The sequence below is a fragment of the Actinosynnema sp. NPDC020468 genome (assembly GCF_040642015.1).
GTDB lineage: Bacteria > Actinomycetota > Actinomycetes > Mycobacteriales > Pseudonocardiaceae > Actinosynnema.
Map to the genome: position 1 here is coordinate 103759 of NZ_JBFAEO010000002.1, position 26316 is coordinate 130074.

20 protein-coding genes are annotated in these 26316 nt (G+C 70.2%); 11 read left to right on the forward strand and 9 right to left on the reverse strand.

Going from position 1 to position 26316, the window contains the following annotated elements:
* Positions 1 to 8 precede the first annotated feature (8 nt).
* Positions 9 to 1172 carry a sensor histidine kinase gene (locus tag AB0G50_RS02650; RefSeq protein ID WP_360101832.1) on the reverse strand — a complete coding sequence of 388 codons (1164 nt, stop codon included), beginning with the start codon at positions 1170 to 1172 and terminating at the stop codon, positions 9 to 11.
* A gap of 95 nt (positions 1173 to 1267) precedes the next feature.
* Positions 1268 to 1861 (reverse strand): hypothetical protein, encoded by a 594-nt coding sequence (locus tag AB0G50_RS02655; protein ID WP_360101466.1) that lies wholly within the window; start codon positions 1859 to 1861, stop codon positions 1268 to 1270.
* A gap of 86 nt (positions 1862 to 1947) precedes the next feature.
* Between AB0G50_RS02655 and AB0G50_RS02660 the strand changes: the two genes are divergently transcribed.
* The 6 genes from AB0G50_RS02660 to AB0G50_RS02685 all read left to right on the forward strand — a co-directional run bounded on the left by AB0G50_RS02660 (position 1948) and on the right by AB0G50_RS02685 (position 9539).
* On the forward strand, positions 1948 to 3465 hold the full coding sequence (locus AB0G50_RS02660) for a dynamin family protein (protein WP_360101468.1): 1518 nt from the start codon (positions 1948 to 1950) through the stop codon (positions 3463 to 3465).
* Positions 3462 to 3830, forward strand: coding sequence for a nucleotide exchange factor GrpE (gene grpE / locus AB0G50_RS02665; protein ID WP_360101470.1), 369 nt, complete (start codon positions 3462 to 3464; stop codon positions 3828 to 3830). Before AB0G50_RS02660 ends, grpE begins: the two co-directional genes overlap by 4 nt.
* Positions 3830 to 5650, forward strand: a complete 1821-nt coding sequence (locus tag AB0G50_RS02670; RefSeq protein WP_360101472.1) for a dynamin family protein — start codon at positions 3830 to 3832, stop codon at positions 5648 to 5650. Before grpE ends, AB0G50_RS02670 begins: the two co-directional genes overlap by 1 nt.
* Positions 5651 to 5777: 127 nt before the next feature.
* Positions 5778 to 6545 carry a hypothetical protein gene (locus tag AB0G50_RS02675; RefSeq protein ID WP_360101474.1) on the forward strand — a complete coding sequence of 256 codons (768 nt, stop codon included), beginning with the start codon at positions 5778 to 5780 and terminating at the stop codon, positions 6543 to 6545.
* Positions 6546 to 7174: 629 nt separating this feature from the next.
* Positions 7175 to 8986: a phosphoenolpyruvate carboxykinase (GTP) gene (locus AB0G50_RS02680; protein ID WP_360101476.1), complete on the forward strand. Its 1812-nt coding sequence runs from the start codon at positions 7175 to 7177 to the stop codon at positions 8984 to 8986.
* A 100-nt stretch (positions 8987 to 9086) separates the two neighbouring features.
* Positions 9087 to 9539, forward strand: coding sequence for a hypothetical protein (locus AB0G50_RS02685; protein ID WP_360101478.1), 453 nt, complete (start codon positions 9087 to 9089; stop codon positions 9537 to 9539).
* 85 nt (positions 9540 to 9624) lie between these two features.
* Here AB0G50_RS02685 and AB0G50_RS02690 read toward each other — a convergent pair whose 3' ends face one another.
* Complete coding sequence (locus AB0G50_RS02690) at positions 9625 to 10362, reverse strand: septum formation family protein (RefSeq protein ID WP_360101480.1); 738 nt, start codon at positions 10360 to 10362, stop codon at positions 9625 to 9627.
* 1463 nt (positions 10363 to 11825) lie between these two features.
* Here AB0G50_RS02690 and AB0G50_RS02695 point away from each other — a divergent pair.
* The 3 genes from AB0G50_RS02695 (at position 11826) to mctP (ending at position 14547) form a co-directional block, all read left to right on the forward strand.
* Positions 11826 to 12521 (forward strand): GntR family transcriptional regulator, encoded by a 696-nt coding sequence (locus AB0G50_RS02695; protein WP_360101482.1) that lies wholly within the window; start codon positions 11826 to 11828, stop codon positions 12519 to 12521.
* A gap of 120 nt (positions 12522 to 12641) precedes the next feature.
* Positions 12642 to 12908, forward strand: a complete 267-nt coding sequence (locus tag AB0G50_RS02700; protein ID WP_360101484.1) for a DUF3311 domain-containing protein — start codon at positions 12642 to 12644, stop codon at positions 12906 to 12908.
* A 4-nt stretch (positions 12909 to 12912) separates the two neighbouring features.
* On the forward strand, positions 12913 to 14547 hold the full coding sequence (mctP, locus tag AB0G50_RS02705; RefSeq protein WP_360101486.1) for a monocarboxylate uptake permease MctP: 1635 nt from the start codon (positions 12913 to 12915) through the stop codon (positions 14545 to 14547).
* Between the two features lies 1 nt (position 14548).
* Here the strand turns inward: mctP and AB0G50_RS02710 are convergent, their stop codons facing one another.
* From AB0G50_RS02710 to AB0G50_RS02735, 6 genes are all read right to left on the reverse strand, one after another.
* Positions 14549 to 15451: an ROK family protein gene (locus tag AB0G50_RS02710; protein WP_360101488.1), complete on the reverse strand. Its 903-nt coding sequence runs from the start codon at positions 15449 to 15451 to the stop codon at positions 14549 to 14551.
* Positions 15452 to 15472: 21 nt separating this feature from the next.
* Positions 15473 to 17836, reverse strand: a complete 2364-nt coding sequence (locus AB0G50_RS02715) for a hypothetical protein (RefSeq protein ID WP_360101490.1) — start codon at positions 17834 to 17836, stop codon at positions 15473 to 15475.
* A 16-nt stretch (positions 17837 to 17852) separates the two neighbouring features.
* A complete protein-coding gene (locus tag AB0G50_RS02720; protein ID WP_360101492.1) occupies positions 17853 to 18608 on the reverse strand; it encodes an amino acid ABC transporter ATP-binding protein in 756 nt (251 codons plus the stop codon).
* A gap of 4 nt (positions 18609 to 18612) precedes the next feature.
* Positions 18613 to 19425, reverse strand: a complete 813-nt coding sequence (locus tag AB0G50_RS02725) for an amino acid ABC transporter permease (protein WP_360101494.1) — start codon at positions 19423 to 19425, stop codon at positions 18613 to 18615.
* A gap of 79 nt (positions 19426 to 19504) precedes the next feature.
* Complete coding sequence (locus tag AB0G50_RS02730) at positions 19505 to 20323, reverse strand: ABC transporter substrate-binding protein (RefSeq protein ID WP_360101496.1); 819 nt, start codon at positions 20321 to 20323, stop codon at positions 19505 to 19507.
* A 450-nt stretch (positions 20324 to 20773) separates the two neighbouring features.
* The gene (locus tag AB0G50_RS02735) at positions 20774 to 22195 is read right to left on the reverse strand and encodes a M20/M25/M40 family metallo-hydrolase (RefSeq protein ID WP_360101834.1); all 1422 of its coding nucleotides are present in this window, start codon (positions 22193 to 22195) and stop codon (positions 20774 to 20776) included.
* A 1903-nt stretch (positions 22196 to 24098) separates the two neighbouring features.
* Here AB0G50_RS02735 and pdhA point away from each other — a divergent pair.
* Positions 24099 to 25289, forward strand: a complete 1191-nt coding sequence (gene pdhA / locus AB0G50_RS02740; protein WP_360101498.1) for a pyruvate dehydrogenase (acetyl-transferring) E1 component subunit alpha — start codon at positions 24099 to 24101, stop codon at positions 25287 to 25289.
* Positions 25289 to 26311: an alpha-ketoacid dehydrogenase subunit beta gene (locus AB0G50_RS02745; protein WP_360101500.1), complete on the forward strand. Its 1023-nt coding sequence runs from the start codon at positions 25289 to 25291 to the stop codon at positions 26309 to 26311. The genes pdhA and AB0G50_RS02745 overlap by 1 nt, the downstream gene beginning before the upstream one ends.
* The last annotated feature ends 5 nt before the right edge of the window (positions 26312 to 26316 follow it).

Genomic DNA, 26316 nt, shown 5'->3' on the forward strand with positions numbered 1-26316 from the left:
CGACCACCCTATGTCGGCGCGAACGGCAGCACGGCGCGAACCCGCCACCCGCCGCCGGGATTCGGCCCGGCCTCCAACGTCCCACCGAGCACCCCCGCCCGTTCGCGCATCCCGATGAGCCCGTTCCCGCCCGACACCGCCACCAGGTCGTGCGGCGTTCCGTAACCGTCGTCCACCACTTCCAGGGCAACTTGTTCACCCGCCCGAGCGACCCGAACCAGGGACGACGCCCCAGTGCCGGCGTGCTTCAGCGTGTTCGTCAACGCCTCCTGCACGATCCGGTAAATACCCAACCCCAACCCGGCGGGCAGCGCGGAGAAATCGCCGGACATCTCCAGCGTCACCGGCAACCCGGCCGCGCGGCAGTTCTCGGCCAATTCCGCGAGGTCCAGCGCACCGGGCTGCGGCGCCCATTGCGTGCTCGACTGGTCGGACGACCGCAGCACCCCCAGCAACCGCCGCAACTCCGTCAACGCCTGCCGCCCGGAATCCGAGATCGTGCGCATCGCGGCCTCGGCCAGCTCGGGGTTGGTCTTGATCGCGTACCCCGCGCCGTCGGCCTGCACGACCATCACGCTGACCGCGTGCGCGACCACGTCGTGCAGCTCACGGGCGATCCGCGACCGCTCCTCGCCGACCGCGATCCGCGCCTGCTGGTCCCGCTCGGTCTCCAGCAGCTTCAACCGCTGCTCCAACTCCGAGTGGTACGCCCGCCGCGCGCCGACGAATTCGCCCAACGCCCAGGAAAAGGCGAAGAACAGCACCACGAAGAACACCGCGAAAACGGTTTCGGTCCGCGGCCCCATGACCCACAGGGACCAGATCAGCGTTCCCAGCGCGAGAAAGCCGAGGTAGATCAGGCCCTGCCGCCTGCCCTCGAAGGCGACCACCGTGTACAACGTCACGGCCAACACGAAATCGGCCGGACGTATGGGTATTCCGGAATCGATGTCACCGTGCGTGGCCAGCTGGAGGACGCCACCGAAAAGGATGACGTAGGAACTGCCGAGGGGGTACCGGCGGCGGAACACCACCGGCACCACCATCAGCAGGCCGACCAGCACGACCACCGGGTCCGGCACGGCCGTCCCGTGGGTGAAGATCAGCGGCAGGTCGAAAAGCAGCAGCGCCCCGGCGATCAGGGAGTCCCCGAACACCGGGTGAGCACGCATCCACAGGCTCAGCCGCCGCACGGCACCAGGTTAGGTAGGGGGCGCGGCCCACCGCGTCGCGCCACGGTCGGAAACGCGGTAATCCTCCAGGAGGACTACCTGACCGTCCGGACCTGGGTCGGGTCGATCGGCTCGGCACGCGCCACGTCGACGGGCCCGGCAGGCTCGGCGGTCACCGGCTCGACGGGCTTCTCCACGGGCCGGTCCTCACCGCTCGCCACCGGAGCCGTCGGTGCGACCGGGGCGACCGGAGCGACCGACGCAGCCGGCGCGGCCGGCGCGGCCTCGACCCGGTCCTGCCGCGGCACCAACCGCTCCTGCTCGGCCCGCCGGTTCTCCCGCGCCATTTCGTCAGCCAGCTGCTGCTGGATCTGCCGGTCCCGGATCCGCCCAAGGATCACCATTGTCACCGCGTGCACCAGCGCCAGCAGCAGCAGCACGACACCGAGCTTGACCACGACGTCCTTGACCGGGTCGCCGGTGTCCACGGTGATGATCGAGACCAGCGCGAGCAGCCCCAGCACCACCAGGTGGAACAGCACGGTGGCCAGGCTCGTCATCGAGCGGGCCGCCTCCGGGTCCCCGTAGGCCTTGTTCATGTACCCACGGCCGCTGCGGTAGATCAGCTGGCCGTCGATCAGCACCAACACCACTCCGAGAAGCAGGAAAACCGCGAAACCGTCATCCATGACGAAGACCTCCTCCTGTGCCCTTCGTTACCCCGGACGTGGTGTTCACAAACCGATCGGGTGTCACGCGTGGCACGATCTGGCGCGTGACAGCGCAGGCCCAGCAACTCGCCGGTCCGCTCTCGGCGGCCGTCGCGAACCTGTGCGTGGGTTTGCAGCCGCAGGTGTCGCCGGCCACCGCCGCGGGGTTCGGCGAGGTGCTGCGCAGGCTGTCCGCACCGCTCCAGGTCGCCGTCGCCGGCCGGATCAAATCGGGCAAGTCGACCCTGGTGAACGCCCTGATCGGGCGACGCGTGGCCCCGACCGACGTCGGAGAGTGCACGCGCCTGGTCACCCGGTTCCAGTACGGCACGGTCGACCGCGTCGAGGTCGTCTTCACCGACGGCCGCAAGCAGGTGCTCCCGTTCGACCCCAACGGCATGATCCCGCCGGACCTCGGCGTCGACGTCGAGCGGGTCAGCCACGTCGAGGCGTACCTGACCAACGCGGTGCTGCGCGACCTGACGGTGATCGACACCCCGGGCCTGGGCTCGCTGGACGCCGCGTCCGTCGCCCGCACCGAGGCCCTGCTCACCAACGACCTGGACCCGGTGAGCCGCAACGCGGTCGCCGGCGCCGAGGCCGTCCTCTACGTCGTCACCCAGGGCGTCCGCTCCGACGACCAGCAGGCGCTGGCCGCGTTCACCGCCGCGACCGCGAGCCGGGAGGCCGGGCCGGTCAACGCGATCGCGGTGCTGAACAAGGCGGACACGATCGCCGCCGAAACCGTGGAGGGCTCGGGCGGCGACACCTGGAAGGCCGCCGTGATGCTCGCCGAGCGCCAGGCCGACACGCTCAAACCGCGCGTCGCCGACGTGATCCCGGTGATCGGCCTGATCGCCGAGTCGGCCGAAACCGGCGGCTTCACCAGCACCGACGCCGACAGCCTGCGCAAGCTCGCCGAACTCGACCCCGTCACCCGCGAGACCATGCTCATCTCGGCCGACCTGTTCGCGACCTGGGACTGCGACGTGCCGCCGGGCACCCGCGCGCGCCTGCTGGAGAAGCTGGACCTGTACGGGATCCGGGTGGCCCTGACCGCGTTGGACGCCGAGCCGGGCCTCACCGCCGGCGCGCTGCGCCGCGCCCTGCTGGACGCGTCGGGCCTGGACGGCGTGCGGGGCAAGCTGAACGCGGTGTTCCGGTCGAGGTCCGACGGCATCAAGGCCGCCGCCGCGCTGGCCAGCGTCACCGCGCTCGCCGCCGCGTCCGGCGACCAGGGCGAGCGCCAGCGCGTGCACAACGCGATCGAGGTGCTGCTGGCCAAACCCGAGGCGCACCAGCTGAGGTTGCTCGAGGCGCTGACCCTGGTCGCGTCCGGCGCCGTCTCGATGCCGATCGACCTGGTCGAGGAGGTGCTGCGGTTCGGCAGCTCGCCGGACCTGGGCGAGCAGCTCGGCCTGCGCGGACGCCCGCACGCCGAACTCCTCGCGTACGCGCTGGAACGCGCGGGCTGGTGGCGCTCGTTCGCCTCGTTCGGCGCGACGCCCGCCCAGAGCCGCGTCGCCCACGTCGTGCACCGGGCGTACTTCCTGATGTGGCAACAACTCCGGGGACGGCGATGACCGAGGGCGGAACGGAACCGGTGCCGGCGGCGTCGGATGCCGACGTGGAGACGATGACGGCCTCGCTGCTGGACCAGGCGTTGGCCGAACGACGGGCGCTGGTCCAGCTGTGCCTGTACGCGCTGGACCGGGCGCGCAGTTCCGGTGTGGTGGAACGGATCGAGGACGGCCTGGCCGCGATCGGCGTGGTCGCGCTGCGCCCGGACGGCGAGCGGTTCGACCCGTCGGTGCACGAGGCGGGCGGCGTCGTGCCGACCGAGGACGCGGCGCTCGACGGGCTCGTGGCAGAAACCGAGGTGGTCGGGTTCGCCGACCGGGGTCGCACGCTGCGCGCGCCGATCGTGACCGTGTACACGAGCCGTTGATGCCCACCTCGTTCCCGCAGACCGTGCGGCAGACCAGGGAGAAGCTGACCGCGCTCGTGCGCTCGCTCGACCCGTCGGCCGCCGCGTTCGTGGAGTCCCGCAAGTCCGGTCCCGCCTCGGTCGTCGTGGTCGGCGAGACGAACCGCGGCAAGTCCTCGCTGGTCAACGCACTCCTGGCGACGCCGGGGTTGTCGCCGGTCGACGCCGAGGTCGCGACCGCGACCTACCTGGTGTTCCGGCACGCCGCCGAGTGGTCGGCCCGCGCGTGCTACCCGGGCTCGATGTCGCCGGTCGAGTTCGACCGCACCGAGCTGATCAACTGGGTGTCCGCGGCGCACGAGCTGCCCGAGGGCATGCTGCCGCCGCGCTACGTCGAGGTGGACGCGCCGATACCGCTGCTGGAGCGGCTGTCCATTGTGGACACACCCGGTGTCGGCGGGCTGGAGTCGGTGCACGGCGAGCTGGCCGCCGAGGCGGCGGCGTCGGCGACCGCGCTGCTGTTCGTGGTCGACGCCTCGGCCCCGTTCACCCGCGGTGAGCTGGAGTTCCTCCGCACGGTCGGCGAACGCGTCGAGACGGTCGTGTTCGCGCTGACCAAGGTCGACCAGTACCGGGGTTGGCGGCAGGTGCTCGAGGCCGACCAGGCGCTGCTGGCCGAGCACGCGCCGCGGTTCGCCGGCGCGACGTTCCACCCGGTGTCGTCGCGGATGTTCGAGCTGGCGGCCAAGGCGCCCAACCCGGACGCGGCGGCGATGCTGCGCGAGCGGTCCGGAATCGGTGAGCTGCAAGGGGCTTTGCAGGAGCTGGTGGTCGGCCGGGCCGCGATGTTGGGCGAGGCCAACGGTTTGCGCGCGCTCGCCACCGTGCTGGACGAGCTGGTCGCGCGGCAGGAGGCCGACCGGCGGGCGCTGTCCTCGGGCGAGGAGGAGGCGGAAACCCTTCGGGCGCGCCGGGACGAGCTCAACTCGCAGCGCCGTTCCTCGACCCGGAGCTGGCAGGTCCGGCTGCGCGGCGAGGTGCAGCGGGCGCGGGTCGAGGGTTCGCACGAGGTCAGCAGGCAGATGCGGGACGTGCAGTCGTGGTTCCGCACCGCGATCGAGGCGGCGAACCGCGAGCAGCTGGCGACGTTGCCGCAGCAGGTGGACATCGCGCTCCAGATGGTGTCGGGCCGGATCAGCGCCGGGTTGGGCCACCGGCTGGCCAGGGTCGCGGACTCGGCGCTCGCGGACCTGTTCGCGCCCGAGGAGTTGGCCGTCATCCGCGGCCAGTTCGCCCGCGGTGTCACGCCGCCGGTCGTGCTGCGGCCGCCGGAGAAGCGCACGCCCACCGCCGAGGACAAGTTGTTGGTGTTCATGGGTGTGTCCGGCGGTTTGGGCGCGGGGCGGTTGGCGGCGCTGCCGCTGGCCGGACTCGGTGTCGCCGCGCTGAACCCCGTGGTGCTGCCGGTGACGATCGTGCTGGGCCTGGGTGCCGGCTGGTGGATGGCGCGCACCCGCAAGCACTCGGCCGACAAGCAGCACCTCAAGCAGTGGCTGTCCGACGCGATCGCGGACGCCCGGTCCACTGTGGACCAATTGGTCGCCGAGCAGCTGATCGAGGCCGAGCAGCAGTTGTCGCTGGCCCTGGACGACGCGCTCGGCAAGCGGGTCGAGGCGATCGAGGCCGAACTGCGCGACGTCGACAAGGCGCTGCGGATGGAGGCCGGCGAGCGGACCCGCGCGTTGCAGGCCGTGACGCGGCAGGTGGCCGAGCTGACCGCGGGCCGGGTCAAGGTCGACGAACTCCTGGCCCGCATCCGCGCCCTCCGCGACCGCTCCTGACCACCGGTGACCGGCTGGCGACGGTCGGTCGCACGGGTCTGCGGTGTGGGTGACATGGGTTCCGCCGGGGAACCGAACCGGCATAACGTGAGTCCTACCGGCACAGACCGTTGGAGGGTGGAACCCGGTGTTCATCGACGAGACAGGCGCGGCGGACGGCGAGCTGAAGGTCACCGTCGAGGACGAGGTGTACCACGCCGAGGCGAACTACGACCTCGACCACGACGGCGTTGACGACAGCGCGGTGGTGGAGACCGACGACGGCGGTCACCTGGCGTTCAGCGACACCGACGGCGACGGCGACGCGGACCTCATGACGACGTTCGACAAGTCCGGCGAGATCGTGGGCCAGGCGCGGTTCGACGCCTCGTCCGGCGAGTGGGTCGCCGTGCACCCGTCGGACGACCACAGCGAGCAGACCAACTCGAACGCCGGTCGGTCGATCGTGGTCGACACCGAGCGCGGGCAGCAGAACGTCGGGGCGGCGACGGACGACACCGACGGCGACGGCCGTGCCGACACTGCCGTGGTGAAGGACGAGGACGGCGACACGTGGCTGTTCACCGACGTCGACGGCGACGGTCACGCCGACCTGGCGACCGAGGTCACCCGCGACGGTGAGGTCACCACGTCCAAGCACACCGCCGACGACCAGTGGACCGAGGTCGAGCACGGTCGCATCGACGAGCACGGCAAGTACGTGCCGGACGGCAGGCACGGCGCCCTCGGTCCGGACGCCGACGAGCTCTGGTCCGCCGACGGCCCCGACGGCGCGGCGAACGGCGGCGCCGACCACGGCTCCGACACCACCGTCGGTGACCAGTCCGGCAAGGTCACCGTCTCCGGCGTGGTCCGCATCGACTCCGTCACGGGTCAGTGGATCAGCCCGAACTAGCACCCCGGCGCGTCCCTCCCCCGCCCTCGCTCCGGCACTCCGGGTAGGCGCGAGCCTGCCGTCGTTCCATTGTTCAACAATCCGACAATGGAACGATGGAACACGTGAATTGTTGAAACGGGCGGTTTGCCTGGTGTGGCCGTATTTCGGGGCGGCGGGGGCGGCGGTCGGGGCGGGGATCGGCTCGCGGCCGTTCGAGGTCTTTTTCGGTCACCACAACGATTCAGCGTCCGGCCCGGGTTTGTCCCGGGCCGTTTTCGTTCAAGGGGCTGAAACCGGCAATAGGTGCGACAATTCTTCCGGCAGGGTGTGAGAGCGCTCTCACTCCGTAACCGGATCGTCACCCGGGTATGTGGCCACCGCCGCACCCTGCGGCTCTTGCATTCCGTCAACTAAAGCGCAGGTCACACCGGGTTTTGTGGTGATCGGGTGCTGAATCGATTCCAGAATCGGTTTTGTGAGGGAGCCGACAGGTCAGGTGTGCGTAACCGGTGATTCACCGGGCTAACCTCCGTCCATCCCACTTACCGCACGCCCCCCACGGGGCGTGCTGAGGCATTTCCTCCAGACGTCCCACCCGGACAACGGCGTCCACCGTGGGCTGGCCGCTCACTAGGAGACGAGACGAGATGACGGCAGTGACCATTCCCGGTCTCGACCAGGCACCCACCAACCACCCGCGCCTGCTGTCCTGGGTGCGTGAGGTCGCAGAGCTGACCTGCCCGGACGAGGTCGTCTGGGCCGACGGTTCCCAGGACGAATGGGACCGCCTGACCGCCAAACTCGTCGACGCCGGCACGTTCGTGCCCCTGAAGAAGAAACCCAACTCCTTCTGGGCCGCCAGCGATCCCACCGACGTGGCGCGGGTGGAGGAGCGGACCTACATCTGTTCCGTGGACGAGGCCGACTGCGGCCCCACGAACAACTGGATGGACCCCGCCGAGATGAAGGGGATCATGACCGAGCTGTACCGCGGCTCCATGCGCGGTCGCACGATGTACGTGATCCCCTTCTGCATGGGACCGCTGGACGCGGAGAAGCCCATGCTGGGCGTGGAGATCACCGACTCGGAGTACGTGGTCGTCTCCATGCACATCATGACCCGCATGGGCACCAAGGCGCTGAACGTTTTCGGCGAGGACGGCGAGTTCGTCAAGGCGCTGCACTCGATCGGCGCGCCGCTGGAGGACGGTCAGGCGGACGTTCCGTGGCCGTGCAACGACACCAAGTACATCACGCAGTTCCCCGAGGAGCGGACGATCTGGTCGTTCGGCTCGGGTTACGGCGGCAACGCGTTGCTGGGCAAGAAGTGCTACTCGCTGCGCATCGCCTCGGTGATGGCGCGCGACGAGGGCTGGCTCGCCGAGCACATGCTGATCCTCAAGCTCACCTCGCCGGAGTCGAAGGTCTACTACATCGCGGCCGCGTTCCCGAGCGCGTGCGGCAAGACCAACCTGGCGATGCTGGAGCCGACCATCCCGGGGTGGAAGGTCGAGACGCTGGGTGACGACATCGCCTGGATGCGCTTCGGCAAGGACGGCCGGCTGTACGCGGTCAACCCGGAGAACGGCTTCTTCGGCGTCGCGCCCGGCACCGACTACCACACCAACCCGAACGCCATGCGCACCATCGAGAAGGGCAACTCGCTCTTCACGAACGTCGCGCTGACCGACGACGGCGACGTGTGGTGGGAGGGCATGGGCGAGCCGCCCGCGCACCTCACCTCGTGGAAGAAGCAGGACTGGACGCCGGACAGCGAGGAGCTGTCCTCGCACCCGAACTCGCGGTACTGCACGCCGATCGCGCAGTGCGACATCAAGGCCCCCGAGTGGGAGGACCCGAACGGGGTCCCGATCTCGGCGATCTTCTTCGGCGGCCGGCGCGCGACGACGATCCCGCTGATCACCGAGTCGCGCGACTGGCAGCACGGCGTGTTCATGGGCGCCACCCTGTCGAGTGAGACGACCGCGGCGGCCGTCGGCAAGACCGGCGTCGTGCGGCGCGACCCGATGGCGATGCTGCCGTTCATCGGCTACCACGCCGGTGACTACTTCCAGCACTGGATCGACACCGGCAAGTCGGCCGCGGCGGACAAGCTGCCGAAGATCTTCTACGTGAACTGGTTCCGCCGGGGCGACGACAAGCGCTTCCTGTGGCCTGGATTCGGCGAGAACTCGCGCGTGCTGAAGTGGGCCATCGAGCGCATCGAGGGCAAGGCCGCCGCCGTCGAGACGCCCATCGGTCACGTGCCGACCGCCGGTGAGCTGGACCTCTCGGGTCTGGACGCGCCGAACGAGGACATCGAGGCGTCGCTGGCGTTCGACGCCGACGAGTGGCGTGCCGAGATCCCGATGATCGAGGAGTGGTTCGCGAAGATCGGCGAGAAGGTGCCGACCTCGCTGCGTGACGAGCTCGAGGCGCTGAAGCTGCGCCTGGGCTGATCCGCCTGCTCGGGACCCCGGTGACCGCGGTTGCGGTCGCCGGGGTTTCTTTTTGATCACCCACCGTGAAACCTGCGCCGTTCGGGGGAACGATGGAGGGGTGAGCGACCTGCCGGGCGGACTGCACTTCGACGGGCAGCGGGATGTCGATCCCGGGCCGGTACCCGGGGTGGTGCGCTACTACCCGGTGTCATCGGTCGAGCCTGTCGTCACCCGACGGTCGTGGTGGTCGCACCTCTGGGGGACGGTGCTCGGACTGGTCGTCGCGCCGGTCGTGTTCGTGGTCGCCGGGTACGGGGTGGACCAGTTGGACGAGGTCCGGTGGCACGCCCTGGTGGCGTTGGGGTTCGCGGGACTGCTGGTGGGGTTGGTGTGCCAGGGGCGGCTGTCCCCAGCCGCGCCCGGTGCCTGTGCACTGGTGTCGCTGGCCGGGTGCGTGGTGGCCGAGGTGCGGCCGGTGTGGCTGTTGCCCGTGCTCAGGCCGGTTTTCGAGAGCGGTGTGCCGGTGGGGGTCGGGGTGCTGCTGGCGGTTGTCGCGGTGCTTCGCCGGTAGTTGTCCACAGGGTGTGGATGAAGCTGTGCACAGGCTGTTGACGGCTGTGGAGAACCGCGGGCGGGTGTGGTCGGCGCGGTGGTGGTCAGGGCAGTGGTTTGGTGCCGATGCCCCAGAGCGTGCCGGTGAACGGACGGCTCGCCTCGGCGTAGCAGACCGCGGTGGTGAAGCCCTCGGCCCAGCCCTGCTCGCCGAACGTGCGCCAGGAGGCGATGACGTCGGGTCGGTCGGCGTTGAGGTAACCCCGCACGGCCGTCGCGCACCGTGACTTCACGATCGTGTCCACCTCGTCCTTGGAGGGAACCGGATCCGTCACCACCCCCAACCCGACCACCCCCGGTACGGCCTCGGCGAGGTGGGTCCGGTCGCAGGTGGTGGGCTTCAGGCTGTCGTCCTTGGCGGGCGAGCCTTCGGCGCAGAGCTGGACGGTGGGAAACCCGGCCGCTTTGAGCAGGTCCTTGGCACTGCCGGACCGCTTGACCACCACCCCGTCCGGCCGGACCTCGACCACCGTGCACAACACCCAGCGATCACCTCGGGCCCAGCCGTCCCTGCTGGGCCAGAACACCCGAGCCTGAAGCCGCGTGGCGTCGTGGTCCGGACTGCCGAGGTAGGAGGTGACGGCGGTCCGACACCCGGGCAGCGCCGCCTTGCGAAGATCGACATCGGTCGGCAGCCCACCGGACATCCCGTCCAGCCCCCCGACCCCGACCACCTCGGCCTCGTGCGGCGCGGCGCAGTCGACCACGGCGAGCCCGTCGTCCGTACACCGCCCGGCCTGGGGAAGCTCGTCCCGAACCGGAGTGAGGGAAGGCCGGATCACCTCGTCGTCCGCCGACCCCGGAACACGGGTCGTACAGGCGGTACAGGCGGCAAGCCCCAACGCGACGAGCACCACCATCACTCTCCGCAGCACGCCGATCACAGTAGTGCGGCCGCCGTGCCCTCTCGTTCCACGATCAGTCACCTTCCCCACCTCAACCAGGTGATCCTTAGGCTCGCCCCCTTGTCCAAACGTAGAATCGTTCAACAATCCCCACCACCCACAACCCTCGCAGGCGCGAATGCGGGAACTCCGTCTGACAACAACAACCGGCGTGCGAGCGGCGGCAAGCAAGCGGCGGCGAGCGGGCCACCGGTCACTTCCGTCCTGACTGCCCGAACCTTGGCACCCGGCGCCAGGCCACCACCCACCCTTCCTCGCCGAATGCCCACCACCACGCACCACGGGCCTACCCGCCCGCACCCACCGCCCGCCCACTCGCGCGACTCCCCGAGCGAGCGCCCGCCCGGCCAACCGCCAGACCCAAGCTCGACTGGCCAAGCGACCGCCCGCCCAATCACCGGACCGCCGGAGCCACGCCCGACCGACTGCTCAACCGCGTGCCCAGCGGCCGGAGCCGACGCCCGAGCGAGTGCTCAACCGCCTGCCCAACCGTCGGAGCCAACCTCCGACCGAGGGCTCAACCGCCCGGCCAGCCGCCTGGCCGACCGCCCCCTGGACCGACCCCCGCTCGCCAGCCCCCTGACCAGCTGCCCGCCCGGCTGGTCGGGGGCTGGCCGCGCGAACGACCGAGCGGCCAGCGTGCTGAGCGAGTGGCGGGCCGAACGCTCGCTTGCCTGACCGCTCACCCGCACCCGCCTGCCATCCGCATTGCGGGCTCCACTCGCCTGCCCGTTTGCCCGCTTGCCCGACACCTGCCTGGCAGGCCGCTCACCCGCCCGCTTGCCTGGCCGACCGCTCGCTTGCTCGCCGGCACGCTTGCCCGGCCGTCTGCCTGGCCGACCGCTCGTTTGCTCGCCCGCCGCTTGCCCGCACGCTTCCGCGCTGCTCGCGCCCGCACCGCCTTCAATCGGCCCTCGTCGCCTGGTCTTCGTCGTCCGCCTGCCCTCTCCTGCTGCGTGATCCCAACTCGCCCCCCACGGGTAACCGCCGGCCCGGCACCCTGGCCGCGCGACTCCGGCCGCGACTGCCCGCGCCTGTCCGCGACTACCTGCCGCCGGTGGTCGCGCCCCTGCTGCCGGTGGGGCGATCGCTGTGGTTTCCGGTCGCCGATCGCCGAGTCACCGAATCACCGGGGCTGCTGATCAGCGGCTGCTCCCTGCTCCTCGCCCACTTGCCTGGCGTCGGCCTATCGGCCTTCGGCCCCCTGCTCGGCCTGTTGGCCGCTGCCCGCTTGTCCGGTTGCCGGGGGTGTGAGTAGCTAGGCAGGTCGTTGGATTGTGGGATTGTTGAACGATTCTTCGATACTTCAATTGATGGATGGGGCAGTAGACTTGTTCAACATGACGACAGTTGAATCCGAGGACTGGCTGAGCGCGTTGACCGAGGGTCGGGACATCGATCGGTCCAGCACCGCGGAGCGGGTGGCCGAGATGTTGCGGGCGCGGGTGTTGGACGGGGTCATCAAGCCCGGGCAGCAGCTCAACGAGAAGGCGCTCGGGGAGGTGTTGAAGGTTTCGCGCAATACGTTGCGTGAGGCGTTTCGGTTGTTGGCTCACGAGCGGTTGTTGGTGCACACCTACAGCAAGGGCGTCTTCGTCCGTAAGCCCGAGTGGCAGGACATCGTCGACCTCTACGCCGCCCGCCGCGTCATCGAGACCGGGGCGCTGCGGTTGTGGGCGCAGGCCGACAAGCAGAAGCAGAAGGCCGTGGCCGACGCCCTCCAGCTCGGGATCGACCGGCAGATGAAGGAGGACTGGGCCGGCGTCGCCAGTGCGAACAACCGGTTCCACCAGGCCGTGGTCGACCTCGCCGGCAGTTCACGGCTCAACGAGGAGATCAGCCGCCTGCTCGCCGAGCTGCGCCTGGCCTTCCACGTCATCGCCGAGCCGCACCTCCTGCACGCCGACTTCCTCCGGATGCACGAACTGATCGTCGCCCACCTGGACCGCGGTGAGCTGCGGGAGGCCGAAGACGCGTTGGGCACCTACTTCGACCGCGCGGAGAAGGATGTGACCGCCGGCCTGCGGAGCGCGTAGGGGTCGGGGCCGGTTCCCCAAGGTCACGGGCGGGTAACCCCGCCCGCACGGTGACTTGGATCCCCTCGCGGCCCTAGCATTCCGCTTCACCTCGTCACCCCAGGCCGCAAGGAGGGGAACATGCCGCCGAGTCCGAACGCCGGCCTTCGCTGGAGCAATTGGAATCTGCTCCTGGCGGTTCCGCTGTTCATGCTCATCACGTCGTGGTTCAACGTGGACGGACCGCGGCTGCTCGGCCTGCCGTTCTTCTACTGGTACCAGTTCGCCTGGGTCCCGGTCGGCGTCGTCTGCGTCGGGCTCGTCTACGCGATGACCCGTGACGAGCCCGTCGTCACCGGCAAACCCGACCGGCTGAGCGTGGACGACCTGGACGAGGGGACGGAGTAGAGCCGTGAACTGGACCCAACTGGTCGTCTTCAGCGCGTTGTTCCTGCTGGTGACCGTGCTCGGCTTCGTGGCGGCGAAGTGGAAGGCCGGCGACACCCTCGACCACCTGGACGAGTGGGGCCTCGGCGGCCGCAAGTTCGGCTCGTGGATCACCTGGTTCCTGGTGGGTGGCGACCTCTACACCGCGTACACGTTCGTCGCCGTGCCGGCACTGGTCTTCGGCGCCGGCGCGCTCGGCTTCTACGCGCTGCCCTACACGATCGTCCTGTACCCCATCGTGTTCCTGCCGCTGGTGCGCATGTGGTCGGTGTCCCGCGTGCACGGCTACGTCACGCCCGCCGACTTCGTGCGCGGCCGCTACGGCTCGCACTGGCTGGCACTGCTGATCGCGATCACCGGCATCGTCGCGACCATGCCCTACATCGCGCTCCAGCTCGTCGGCCTGGAAGCCGTGCTGCGCACGATGGGCCTCAACGGTTCGGGCGTCCTCGGCCACCTGCCGCTGTTCATCGCGTTCGTCATCCTCGCGCTGTACACCTACCAGTCGGGCCTGCGCGCGCCGGCGCTGATCGCGTTCGTCAAGGACACCTTGATCTACCTGGTGATCCTGGTCGCGGTCTTCTACCTGCCGAGCAAGTTCGGCGGCTGGAGCGCGGTGTTCGACAGCGCCCAGGCCAAGTTCGACGCGACACCCGCGAAAACCGACGGCATCCTGCTGACCGCCAACAACCAGCTCCAGTACGCGACGCTGGCACTGGGCTCGGCACTGGCGCTGTTCCTCTACCCGCACTCGCTGACCGGCATCCTCGCCTCGCGCGGCCGCAACGTGATCAAGCGCAACATGGTCGCGCTGCCCGCGTACTCGTTGCTGCTGGGCCTGTTGGCGATGCTCGGCTTCGTGGCGATCTCCGCCGGAGCCAAGCCGATCACCAACCAGGCGACCGGGCGTCCGGACACGAACACCATCGTGCCGGTGCTGTTCGGCCAGCAGTTCCCGTCGTGGTTCGCGGGCATCGCGTTCGCCGCGATCGGCATCGGCGCGCTGGTGCCGGCGGCGATCATGTCGATCGCGGCGGCGAACCTGTGGACGCGCAACATCTACAAGGAGTACGTCAAGAAGGACGCCACGCCCGCGCAGGAGGCCAAGCAGGCCAAGATCGCGTCGCTGGTGGTGAAGTTCGGCGCGGTCGCGTTCATCGTGTTCGTCGACCCGCAGTTCTCCATCGACCTCCAGCTCATCGGCGGCGTGATGATCCTCCAGACGCTGCCGGCGGTCGCGATCGCCTTGTACACCAGGTGGTTCCACGTGTGGGGCCTGATCGCCGGGTGGGTCGCGGGCATGGGCTACGGCATGTGGCTGCTCTACAACATCGGCAACCCGGCGGTGAACAAGGCGCACTTCGCCGGTTCGGCGTTGCCGCTGGGCCAGCTGTCGCTGTTCGGCTGGCACCCGTTCGCGGGCTCGACCGTGCAGATCTACGTCGGTGCCGTCGCGCTGGTCACCAACCTGGTCGTCGCGGTCGTCGTGACGCTGATCGCCCGCCGGGCCAAGGTGTTCAACGGCACCGACCAGACCGCCGCCGACGACTACCACGCGGACGAGAACAGCGACCGGGTCAAGCCGGTCGCCGCGCACTGACCTACCGCAGCACGAGAGCAGCCGCGCCGACGAGTCCCGCCCGGCCACCGAGCCGGGCGGGCTCGACCCGCAGTCCGTCCAAATAGGACAACCCGGCGTGCTCGGCCACGGTGCGGCGCAAGGGTTCGAACAGCAGGTCACCGGCCTGCGCCACGCCACCGCCGACCACCGCGAGGTCGAGGTCGCACACCGCCGCGGTGGCGACGATCGCCAGGCCCACCGCCCGTCCGGCCCGCTCGAACGCGGCTTTCGGCAGGTCGTCGCCGTGCAGCGCGGCGGCGGCCAACGTCGCGGCGTCGGCGTCCTCGGGCGCGAGCCAACCCTGTTCCCGGGCCCACCGCACCAGGTTCGGACCACCCGCGACGGTTTCGACGCACCCGCGTCCGCCGCACGCGCAGGGCTCGCCGTCCGGCTCCACCACGACGTGCCCGACGTGGCCCGCGTTGCCGGTCCGACCGCCGAACGGCCTGCCGTCCAGCACGAGCCCGCCGCCGACACCCGTCGACACGACCAACCCGAGCAGGAACCGGCTGCCACGACCGGCACCCGTCCAGTGCTCGCCGAGCGCCATGCACGTGCCGTCGCCCGCGAGTTCGACGCGCACCCCCGGCAGCAGCGCCCGCACCCGGTCGCGGAGCGGAAAACCCCGCCACACCGCGACGTTGATCGGACTCGCGGTGCCCACGCCGGCGTCGACGGGACCGGCGCACGCGATGCCCACGCCGGCGGGCGATTCCCCTTGCAGCACCTCGTCCACCACCGCCACCACGGCGTCCCACGTGCGTTCGGCGTGGTCGACGGGCGTGGCGGCGCGCGCCGTCCGCACCACCTCGCCGTGCCGGTCCACGAGTCCGCCGGCGATCTTGGTGCCGCCGATGTCCAGTGCCAGCACCAGGTCTGTCATGCCGTGCACACTACGCACCGGTCAGCGCTTCAACATCCGCGTGATGCCGGCCGCGACCGTGGTGGCGAGCAACCAGCCCGTGACGATCAGCCCGGCCGCGATCCACTGCGACGCGCCCGGGGTCTGCCAGCGGTTCTTGTTGCCGAAGTCGACGATCGGCACCACCAGGTCGATGGTGTAGAGCCAGGCGTTCCACGGCAGGTGGTCGTCGGCGTTGATCGGCGTGAGACCGGGGTGGAACTGGAACCACAGGCTGCCCAGCACCCAGCCGACGACGAGCCACCCGAGCGCACGGGCCGGGCGGTAGCCGTAGCCGACCATCGAGCGCTGGAGCCAACTCCAGATCAGCACCAGCGGTTTGAGGTACCGGCGGCCCTCGGCGAGCGCGCGGTAGCGCAGGCGCTGCTTCTCCACCAGCACGGTGGCCGCGTGCTCGTCGTTGCCTCCCGCGCGGAGCATGTCGGCGAACTGGTCGTACGGGCCGGGCCGGTAGGTGCGGCGCATGGCCTGGCGCAACCACCGCAGCCGGCGTTCGACCTCGCGGTCGTCGCGCAGGTCGATGGGGTTGCGCAGCGAGTCGTAGCGGAACTCCTCCAGGTCGATGCGGCCGGTGGCCTCCCAGAAGGACTCGTTGTCGTCCAACGAGGTGCAGCGGACCTGGCGGAGCGTGACGTCGCCGCGCGGCGGGCTGACCGGTGTCAGCACGAGTTCCTGCACCTGGAGGCCGAGCGCGTTCAGGGCGTGGCTATCGAGCTTGTCGCCGAGCACCGCGCCCGCGAACGTCGCCATCCGCGCGACCTGGGCGCGCCTGGCCCGGACCCCGCCGTGCGCGACGAACTCCTTGGTGCCGCCCGCGCAGATCAGGTCGCGGCCGATGACCGCGCCGCCCACGTCGACCGACGGCTTGCGCGCGTTCTGGTGGCGGTAGCGGCCGGGTTGGGTGATCCGCGCGGCGCGCAGGTCGATGTTGGCGCCGACGTTCACGCCGCGCAGCTCGACGCCGCCGGTCACGTCGACCTCGCGCAGGGTCAGGTTGCTGCCGACGTGGGACCTGTTGCCCAGCACGGCATCCGCGCGCGGGTTGTCCACTGTGGACCCGTCGAGGGTGAGGCTGCCCTTGACCCGGAGGTCGACCATCCGCAGCTGGCCGCGGGCCCGCGCCTGGCGGCCGATGATGTCGCCGCCGATCTGCGCGCCGTCGCAGTGCAGCGCGCGGCCGAACCCGACGGGTTCGGCGAGCTCCTGGCGCGCGGCGCGGCCGACGCCGGTGATCCGCGCGCCCGCGTCGACGGGGCGGTGCGGCGGGTCGGGGACGGCGGGTGCGGGCGGATCGGTGGACTCGGGGGTGCCGGTCGCCTCCGGCTCGGGTCGGTGGGCGTCCTCGGAGACGGCCGGTCGCGGTCGGGGCACGGCGGGGCGCAGGCGCAGGGTCGAGTCGTCGTCCGCGGCCGGTCGGGCGGGTTCGGCGGGGTCCGCGGTCGGGCCGCCCGCGTCGAAGTGGCCGCCGGACAGGGACAGCGTGCCGCCGACCGCCGCGTTCACCATCCGCACCGTGCCGATCGACCGGAAGCCCCGGTCCAGCTGCACGTCGCCGTCCACCGTCACCCGGTCGAGGACCACCGACGCCGCCGGGTCGCTGTGCGGGTCGCCCGCCGACTCCTCGTCCACCCGGCCGTCCGACACCGACGCCGCCCGCATCGTCAGCGACGAGCTGACCCGCGCGCTCGAGAGCAGCACCGTCCCGCGCGCCACGCACGACGACATCAGCAGGCTGCCGCCCACCTGGAGCCCCATGCCGTTGAACGAGTGAGCATGAGGATTGTTGAACGATCCCCAGGTCAGATTGCAGTTGCCACCTACGTGCGCACCGGCCAGCCGCAGCTCCCCGAACACCGTCACCCGGTGGGCGAGCAACGCGCCGGCCAGCTTGAGCCGGTCCGCGTGCAGGGCGAGGCCGTCGGCGAGCAACGTGCTGCCCTGCAACGACAGCGACCCGGCGATGTCGGCGTCGGTGAGGTCGACCAGCCCCTCGACCGTGCTGCCCGCGAGCGACACCTCGTTCGCGCTGCTCAGGTTGCGCCCCGCGAGCCCGGGCAACCGGCAGTCGGCGAACCCGACACCGGCGAGGTTGCCCTGCCGCAGGTCGGGCACCTCCTCGAACCGGCACCGCACGAACTCCAGCAGGAACGGGAACTCCACCGCCCGCAGGTCGAGCACCCCGGTGACGAACCGGTCCTCCACCCGGATCACCGGGGGCGCCGAGGGCCTCCGCCGCAACCGGAACGACCCCTCGGAATCGCCCGACACGCGCAGCACGTCCGCCGCCGCGACCCGGACGGCACGCGGCGGGCTGGGGTCGAACACGTCCAGCCCGCCGTCGCCCATGAGATCGACAATAAGCTCAGTCCAGGTGATTCGGGTTCAAAACCCGAGCCAGGAAAGATTTCGTCCGTTCGTGGGTGGGCGCACCGATCACCTGTTCGGCCGGTCCCTCCTCCACCACGTAGCCGCCGTCCATGAACAGCACCCGGTCGGCGACCTCGCGCGCGAACTGCATCTCGTGCGTCACCACGAGCATCGTCATGCCCTCGTCGGCCAACTGCCGCATCACGCCCAGCACGTCGCCGACCAACTCCGGGTCCAGCGCCGACGTGGGCTCGTCGAACAGCATCACCGACGGGTTCATCGACAGCGCCCGCGCGATCGCGACCCGCTGCTGCTGCCCGCCGGACAGCTGCGCCGGCATCGCGTTCACCTTGTCCGACAACCCCACGCGCTCGAGGTTGTGCAACGCGACCCGCTGCGACTCCTCCTCGGACCGCCGCAACACCTTGCGCTGCGCCACGGTCAGGTTGTTCAGCACGCTCAGGTGCGAGAACAGGTTGAACCCCTGGAACACCATCCCGATCGTCCGCCGGGCCGCGTCCACGTCGACCTCGGGGTCGGTGAGCTCGACGCCGTTCACGACGATCTTGCCCGCGTTGGGCTCCTCCAACAGGTTCACGCAGCGCAGCATCGTGGACTTGCCCGAGCCGGACGGGCCGATGATGCACACGACATCACCGCTCCGCACGGTCAGGTCGATGCCCTTGAGCACGTCCAGCGGCCCGAACGACTTCTTCAGCCCGGTGATCTCGACGGCGATCTCGGCAGTCATGTCCTCACACCCCCGTCGATTCCGGCGTGTCGATCTTCTTGCCACCGGTGCGCTTCTCCAGGTGCCGCGACAGGTGGCCGAGCGGCAGCGTGATGATCAGGTAGCACAGGCCGATCACCAGGATCGGCGTCAGCGAGACGGATCGGCTCAGCGTCTCGCGGCCGAACTTCGTCAGCTCGTACTGCTCGCGCGCCAGGCCGATGATGTAGATCAGCGAGGAGTCCTTGGTGAGCATGATGAGTTCGTTGGTCAACGGCGGCAGGATGATCCGGAACGCCTGGGGGATCACGACCGTCAGCGTGGTCCGGCCCTGCGACATGCCGAGCGACCGGGCGGCCTCGATCTGACCCTTCGGCACGGCCTGGATGCCGGCGCGGATCGTCTCGGCCATGTAGGCGGCGCCGACGATGCCGAGCGCGAGCATCACCGTCGAGTAGATGTCGAACTGGATCTGGAACGCGAGCGGCACGCCGAACGAGATCGCGATGAACACCAGCAGTGCCGGGATGCCGCGGAAGAACTCGATGTAGATCGTGGCGATCCAGCGGTACGGCGGCACCGGCGAGAGCTTCATCAGTGCCAGCACCAGTCCGACGACCAGGCCGAACACGAAGCCGAGCGCGGTGTAGACGATGGTGTTCTTGAGCGCCGTCGTGATGGCGTTCGGGAACATGCCGGCGGCGATGTCGAGTCGGAAGAAGGCGCGCTGGATCTCGCCCCAGTCCGCGATCAGCGCCAGTACCACGACGATCACGACGAGGAGCCCGTACTGGGCGATGCGGAACGTCTGCGCGCGTTGGCGTTTCGAGAGTGCCATCGGTTGCTACCTCACAGGGGCGGGGGACAAGACGCGGGGGCCGGTGCCGGGTGAGCACCGACCCCCGCGGGCAGGCCGATCACTTCTTCTCGGGCTTCTTCCCGAACCACTTCTCGTAGATCTTGTCGTAGTCCCCGCTGTCCTTGGCCTTCTTCAGGACCTCGTTGACCTTGGTGAGCAGGGTGGTCGAACCCTTCTTCATGCCGATGCCGTACTTGTCGCCGGTGTCGAACTCCTTCGGCACGGCGGTGTCCGGGTAGTCCTTGGCGTAGTCCAGGAGGACGCCGTTGTCGTTGACGGCCGCGTCCACCGCGCCGGTGCGCACGGCGGTCTCCATCAGCGGCAGGTCCTCGAACTGGATCACGGTGTAGCCGAACTCGGCCGAGTGCGCGTTGGCGTACTCCTCGCCGACCGTGTCCTGCTGGACGCCGACCTTCTTGCCCTTCAGGTCTTCCAGGCCCTTGTAGGTCGAGTCCTTCTTGACCAGCAACGCCTGGCTGGCGTCGAAGTACGGGTCGGAGAAGTCGATCGCCTGCTTGCGCGTGTCGTTGATCGTCATGCCGGCCGCGGCGACGTCGCACTTGGAGGTGTTGAACGCCTCGCCGGAGGTGATCGTCTCGAACGGGGTGTCGAAGATTTCCTGCGTGACACCGAGGTCCTTGGCGACCAGGTCCACCAGGTCGACGTCGAAGCCGACGGTCTTGTCGCCCTCGCTGAACTGGAACGGCTTGTAGGACAGGTGGGTGCAGGTGACGATCTTGCCCGGCTTGATCAGGGGAACACCCGACCCGCTGTCCTGGGAACCGGTGTTCACCTTGGTCGCGCACGCGGTCGCCGTGGCGGCGAGGGCGAGCACGGGCAACAGGGTGAGCACAGCCTGCCTGGTACGACTGGCCACGGGCGTCACTCCTCGTAACTGTGGTTGGTGAGTGTTCGGCATACTGCCACTTGGGTGACCCCCGGGGACAGCACGTCCGTGTTACAGCCGAAGGCCTTGCCGGGATCGTGCGTCACAAGCGGCGGGTCCGCCCGCGGCCGGTGGGCCGGGCGTGGCGACGCGGTGGGTGGTTCCACGTGGAACCTCGCGCCGTGACAAGGGTGCGGGGCTCGTCGCCGCCGTGCGTCGGCGTGCGCGGCTCTCCCGGCTGGTGGCCCATGAACGTGGTGTTGTCCCGCGCGGGGGACTTCCAAACCTTCGTGGTGGGCCGGTCGAAGACTTCGGATTCCGTGCGGGTCCGGTGCGCCGGGCCTGGCGGAGGGTGACTTACGGGCGGGAATTGGCCTCACGGATGGGTGGCCATTCCACGCCGCCGTGCACTCTCCGTGACACGACGGCGTGGTCGACCGCCTACCTCTTGGCGTGCGCGTCCAGGACGACGGCCACGGCCTCGGTGACCCTGGTGGCGTGCGCGATGTGCAGCCACTCGTCGGGGACGTGGCAGTTGCTGTCCGGGCCGACCGCGCCGGTCACCAGGAACTGCGCCTGCGGGTAGGCCTCGTGCAGCAGGCCCATGAACGGGATCGAGCCGCCGAGCGAGACCGTGCGCCACGGGGCGTCGAAGATCTCCTTGCCCGCGCTGTCGAGCGTGTCGCGCAGCCACGGCGCGAGGTCGGGCGCGTTCCAGCCGTCGGCGGACTCGACCCGGGTCAGCTCGACCGTCGCGCCGTACGGGACGTCGGTGGTGAGCGCCTTCTTGACCGCCTCCAAGGCCTTCTTGGCGTCCACGGTCGGCGGGAGGCGGAAGCTGAGCACCAGGGTGGTGAACGGGCGCAGCACGTTGCCGGCGTCCTCCGGGCTCGGCAGGCCGTCGGCGCCGATGACGCTCAGGGTCGGGCGCCAGCCGGAGTTCAGGGCCAGCTCGACCTCGTCGTCGTGCATCGGCCTGGTGTCGCCGTGCCACGGGACGGTGCCGGTCTGCGCGCCGGGGACGCTGGCGATCGCCTCGCGGGTTTCGGTGATCCGGACCTCCGGGATCTCCGTGTGCAGCTCGGGGAGCTTGACCCGGCCGGTCTCGGAGTCCTCCAGGCGGTCGAGCAGGATCCGCGCGATCCGGAACGAGCTCGGCGCGACGCCGCTGGACATGCCCGAGTGCAGGCCGCTCTCCAGGACCCGCACGGTGAGGGTGACCTGGGCGAGTCCGCGCAACGACGTGGTGAGCCACATCCGCTCGTAGTCGCTGCCGCCCGAGTCGAGGCAGACGACGAGGCTGACGTCGCCCAGCCGGGGCTTGAGGTGCTCGAGGTAGTGCGGCAGGTCCGGGCTGCCCGACTCCTCGCCGGTTTCGAGCAGGATGACGGCGCGGGCGTGCTCGCCGCCCGCCTTCCGGGTGGCCTCGATGGCGGCGATCGCGGCGTAGCCGGAGTAGCCGTCGTCGGCGGCGCCGCGGCCGTAGAGCCGGCCGTCCCGGACCACCGGGGTCCAGGGGCCGAGGCCCTCGCTCCAGTTGGCGACGGGCGGCTGCTTGTCGAGGTGCCCGTAGAGGAGCACGGTGTCGTCGCGACCGGCGGTGCCGGGGACGTCGACCAGCAACAGGGGCGTCCGGTCGGGCAACTGCACGACCTCGATGGCCACCCCGGGCAGGTCCCGCCCGTGCAACCACCCCCGGACGTGCTCGATTGCCGCCGCCAGATGCCCGTTCTCCGCCCACGAGGGGTCGAACGCGGGGGAGATCGCGGGCACCGCGACGAGTTCGGACAGGCTGGGGAGGATGTCGTCATCCCACAACCCACGGACGGTACGGGTCAGCACAGAACGGTCCACACGACCGATCCTGTCACGACCCGACCCGCTGACCTGCTGTCCGACTACGGAGGATCGTTCAAGCCGCCCCTTTGAGAATCGTTCAACAATCCCCCAATTCTACAATCCCCCGATTCAACACGCCCCGCCCAGCGAGCCCGGGAAACGCACCACGCACTCTGGTGGACCAGGAACAGGCCGCGGTGCGCCCGACGGAACCTGAGCAGGCAAGCCGAGACCGATCGCCCAGGCCGAACACCGACACCGGCATACCTTTCGGCCGCCTCAGCCCTTCCGCCGCCGCCCACCAGGCGACCCGAAGTTCGCGTTCGGCAGCTTGCGGCCAGCGACTCACGGCCACCGACTCACGGCCAGCGACTCGCGGCTGGCGGTCGGCGCCCCGCAGCCAGCGACCGGCGTCCCTTGGCCTGCGGCCGGCGCCCCTTGGCCGGCGATTCGCGACTAGCGCCCGGCGACTCGCGACCGCGGCCTGCTGCACACGAACGGCAGCCTGCGGCTTGCGGCCAGCTGCTCACGACCCGCCAGCGGCGGCCCGCAGCCCGTAGCCCGCTACCGGCGACCTCGCTGCCAGCGATCGGCAGCCCGCACAAACTCGCGACCGGCGAGCCGCGAGCCACGACCCTGATTGGCGACCCTAAATCCGCGATCCGTCATCTGTGGCTCGCGACCTGCGACCCCACAGCTGCGACCCCACAGCTGCGGCACGCGACCGGCGATCGGCCATCGTCTCCCCGCCGCCCGCCGCCCGCCGCCCGCTCTCCTGCCCGCCGCCCGCTCTCCCGCCTGCCGCCTGCGGCCCGCCTGCCGCTCGCCGCTTGCCCGCCGTCTGCTGCCTGCCCGCTCGCTCGCCGCGCCCGCTCTCCCACCCGCCGCGCTCTCCCGCTCGCTCTCCCGCCTGCCCCCGCGCCTGCCCCCCGCGCCCGCCTGCCCGCTCGCTCTCCTGCCCGCCGCGCCCGCTCGCTCTCCTGCCCGCCGCGCCCGCTCGCTCTCCTGCCCGCCGCGCCCGCTCGCTCTCCTGCCCGTCCGCCCGCCGTCCGCGCCCGCCGCCTCATATCTGCCGGCACTCGCTGCCGCCGCCTGCCACTGCGCCTGCCACTGCGCGTTCCAGCACGCGTTCCGGCACGAGTGCCGCCGCGCCTTCGACCGACGTCGTCGTTGCTGTCCGTGTCCCGGTCCATCGCCTCGCCGCCGGCTGTTCCTCGGCCACGCCCCCCGCCCCCGCCCGGCGGCTGGTCCTCCTGGGCCGCGGGCGAGTTGGTTCGCGTTCTTGGCCGGCTGGTCCCGCGTGCCTGTGCGAAACCGTTCGCGCTCCGTGCGGCGCTCGGAACGGCACTTCGTTCAGGTGGGCACTTCGGGCGAAAGGTAGGTCGGTGGGGATTGTTGGAGGTGGGGATTGTTGAACGATGGGGTGATTCTACGAGGGGACGTCGAATGGCCGTCGGTCGAGTGGCCGGCGGGCAGATTCGAGATGAGGATTCGGGGCGAGGGCGGTCACGGAGCGTCGGGCGGAGTACCGCGTGCTGGAAACAGGCAGTGATGCCGATGGTCGGGCGTCCATGCACGCGGTCGTCGTCGACGTGGGGAATCGGGCTCACCGCGCGCCCATCACCCCCTACGGACCGTGGTTAACGATCGGTAACCGGGACAACGGTGTCCGTTGTACGAACGGCCTACTCGGACCCCCGAAGATTGGCCTTCCTACCGTTGTCGCTGCTCAGGCGGCTGCACGAAGTGTTACGAAGTGGGACGGGGCTCACCATGTCGGGTGAGGCCATGTCAGGATGTGGATGAGAACACCGTCAACGCCGACGGTTGCCCGACCTCCCTCACCCGGGGTGGAGGCGACTGGCGGTGCCGCCGCGCATGGTCGTCACGAGCGACTTGGCGGCCTCGAAGACGAGGAGTAAGGCGCATGTCGTCCCCCGAGAACTGGGCGCATCCGGACACCGTGCCGTCCGCTACCGCCGCCAAGCCCACGGCAGAACAGGTGATCGCAGGTTTGCGAGCGACAGACGAGGGCGGCGCCGACCTGGTGCAGCTGCTCACCCCCGAGGGCGAGCGCGTCCAGCACCCGGATTTCGACATCGACATCTCCGCCGAGGAACTGCGCGGCCTGTACCGGGACATGGTCTTGGTCCGCCGCGCCGACCGCGAGGCGAACGCGCTCCAGCGCAAGGGCCAGCTCGGCCTCTGGGTACCCCTGCTCGGCCAGGAGGCCGCCCAGATCGGCGCCGGCCGCGCGATGCGCCCCGAGGACATGGCGTTCCCGAGCTACCGCGAGCACGGCATCGCCTGGACCAGGGGAATCCACCCCAAGCAGATCCTCGGCATCTTCCGCGGCGTCGACAACTGCCCGTGGGACCCGATCGAGCACCGCTTCCACCCGTACACGATCGTCATCGGCAACCAGGTGCTCAACGCCACCGGTTACGCGATGGGCCAGAAGTTCGACGGCAAGGTGGGCGACGCCGACGGCGAGGCCACGATCTGCTTCTTCGGCGACGGCGCCACCAGCCAGGGCGACGTGCACGAGGGCTTCGTCTGGGCGGCGGTCTACGACGCGCCGCTCGTCTTCTTCTGCCAGAACAACCAGTGGGCCATCTCCGAGCCCACCGAGCGGCAGAGCCGGCTCCCGCTCTACCAGCGCGCCCGCGGCTACGGCTTCCCCGGCATCCGGGTCGACGGCAACGACGTCCTGGCCTCGCTCGCGGTCACCCGCTGGGCACTGGAGCAGTGCCGCGAGGGCAACGGCCCGGTGCTGATCGAGGCGTTCACCTACCGCATGGACGCGCACACCACGTCCGACGACCCGTCCCGCTACCGCCTCTCCGACGAGACGGAGCTGTGGAAGCTCAAGGACCCGATCGAGCGCGTCAAGGTCCACCTCGTCAAGCAGCAGTGGGCCGACCAGGACTTCTTCGACGAGGTCGAGCGCGAGTCCGAGGCGCTGGCGGTCGAGATCCGGGACCACTGCGTCAACCTGCCGGATCCGCCGGCCGAACGAATCTTCCAGGACGTCTACGCCGAGCCGAACCCGGTGCTGGAAGCCCAGCGCGACGAGTTCCTGGCCTACCACGCGGGTTTCGCGGGAGGTGAGCACTGATGGCTGCTCCGACCATGGACCGACCGGCGGGCGCCGCCACGGCGCCGACGCAGACGTTGACGCTCTCCAAGGCGCTCAACTCCGGCCTGCGCGCGGCGATGGAGGCCGACCCGAAGGTCCTCGTGATGGGTGAGGACGTCGGCAAGCTCGGCGGCGTCTTCCGAATTACCGACGGTCTCCAGAAGGACTTCGGCGAGCAGCGCGTGCTGGACACGCCGCTGTCCGAGTCCGGCATCATCGGCGCGGCCGTGGGTCTGGCGATCCGCGGCTACCGGCCGGTGTGCGAGATCCAGTTCGACGGCTTCATCTTCCCCGGCTTCGACCAGATCGTCAGCCAGGTCGCGAAGCTGCACTACCGGACGTCGGGCAAGATCCGGCTGCCGATGGTGATCCGGGTCCCGTTCGGCGGCGGCATCGGCGCGGTGGAGCACCACTCCGAGTCGCCCGAGTCGTACTTCGCGCACACCGCGGGCCTCAAGGTCGTGTCGTGCTCGAACCCGACCGACGCGTACTGGATGATCCAGCAGGCCATCGAGTCCGACGACCCGGTGCTGTTCTTCGAGCCGAAGCGCCGGTACTACGAGAAGTCCGAAGTGGACACGACGGCCGCACCCGGCCCGCTGTTCGCCTCGCGGGTGCTGCGCCCCGGCACCGACGTGACGGTCGTGGCGTACGGGCCGATGGTCCGCACGTCGCTCGACGCCGCGTCGGCCGCCGCCGAGGAGGGCCGGTCGCTCGAGGTCATCGACCTGAGGTCGTTGTCCCCCTTGGACCTGGCGCCGGTGTACGAGTCGGTGCGGCGCACCGGCCGGCTGGTCGTGGTGTCCGAGGCGCCGAGCGAGGCGTCGTTGACCGGCGAGATCGCGACCCGCGTGCAGCAGGAGTGCTTCTACTCCCTACAGGCGCCGGTGTTGCGGGTGACGGGCTTCGACACGCCGTACCCGCCCGCGAAGTTGGAGGAGGAGTACCTCCCCGACCTCGACCGGGTGCTGCACGCCGTCGACCGCTCTCTGGCCTGGTGAGGGGA

Bases quoted from the DNA above. Each gene is read 5' to 3' on its own strand.
- AB0G50_RS02650 (WP_360101832.1), bottom strand. From the start codon at position 1,172: ATGCGTGCTCACCCGGTGTTCGGGGACTCCCTGATCGCCGGGGCGCTG.
- AB0G50_RS02655 (WP_360101466.1), bottom strand. From the start codon at position 1,861: ATGGATGACGGTTTCGCGGTTTTCCTGCTTCTCGGAGTGGTGTTGGTG.
- grpE (WP_360101470.1), top strand. From the start codon at position 3,462: ATGACCGAGGGCGGAACGGAACCGGTGCCGGCGGCGTCGGATGCCGAC.
- AB0G50_RS02670 (WP_360101472.1), top strand. From the start codon at position 3,830: ATGCCCACCTCGTTCCCGCAGACCGTGCGGCAGACCAGGGAGAAGCTG.
- AB0G50_RS02680 (WP_360101476.1), top strand. From the start codon at position 7,175: ATGACGGCAGTGACCATTCCCGGTCTCGACCAGGCACCCACCAACCAC.
- AB0G50_RS02695 (WP_360101482.1), top strand. From the start codon at position 11,826: ATGACGACAGTTGAATCCGAGGACTGGCTGAGCGCGTTGACCGAGGGT.
- AB0G50_RS02700 (WP_360101484.1), top strand. From the start codon at position 12,642: ATGCCGCCGAGTCCGAACGCCGGCCTTCGCTGGAGCAATTGGAATCTG.
- AB0G50_RS02710 (WP_360101488.1), bottom strand. From the start codon at position 15,451: ATGACAGACCTGGTGCTGGCACTGGACATCGGCGGCACCAAGATCGCC.
- AB0G50_RS02715 (WP_360101490.1), bottom strand. From the start codon at position 17,836: ATGGGCGACGGCGGGCTGGACGTGTTCGACCCCAGCCCGCCGCGTGCC.
- AB0G50_RS02720 (WP_360101492.1), bottom strand. From the start codon at position 18,608: ATGACTGCCGAGATCGCCGTCGAGATCACCGGGCTGAAGAAGTCGTTC.
- AB0G50_RS02725 (WP_360101494.1), bottom strand. From the start codon at position 19,425: ATGGCACTCTCGAAACGCCAACGCGCGCAGACGTTCCGCATCGCCCAG.
- pdhA (WP_360101498.1), top strand. From the start codon at position 24,099: ATGTCGTCCCCCGAGAACTGGGCGCATCCGGACACCGTGCCGTCCGCT.
- AB0G50_RS02745 (WP_360101500.1), top strand. From the start codon at position 25,289: ATGGCTGCTCCGACCATGGACCGACCGGCGGGCGCCGCCACGGCGCCG.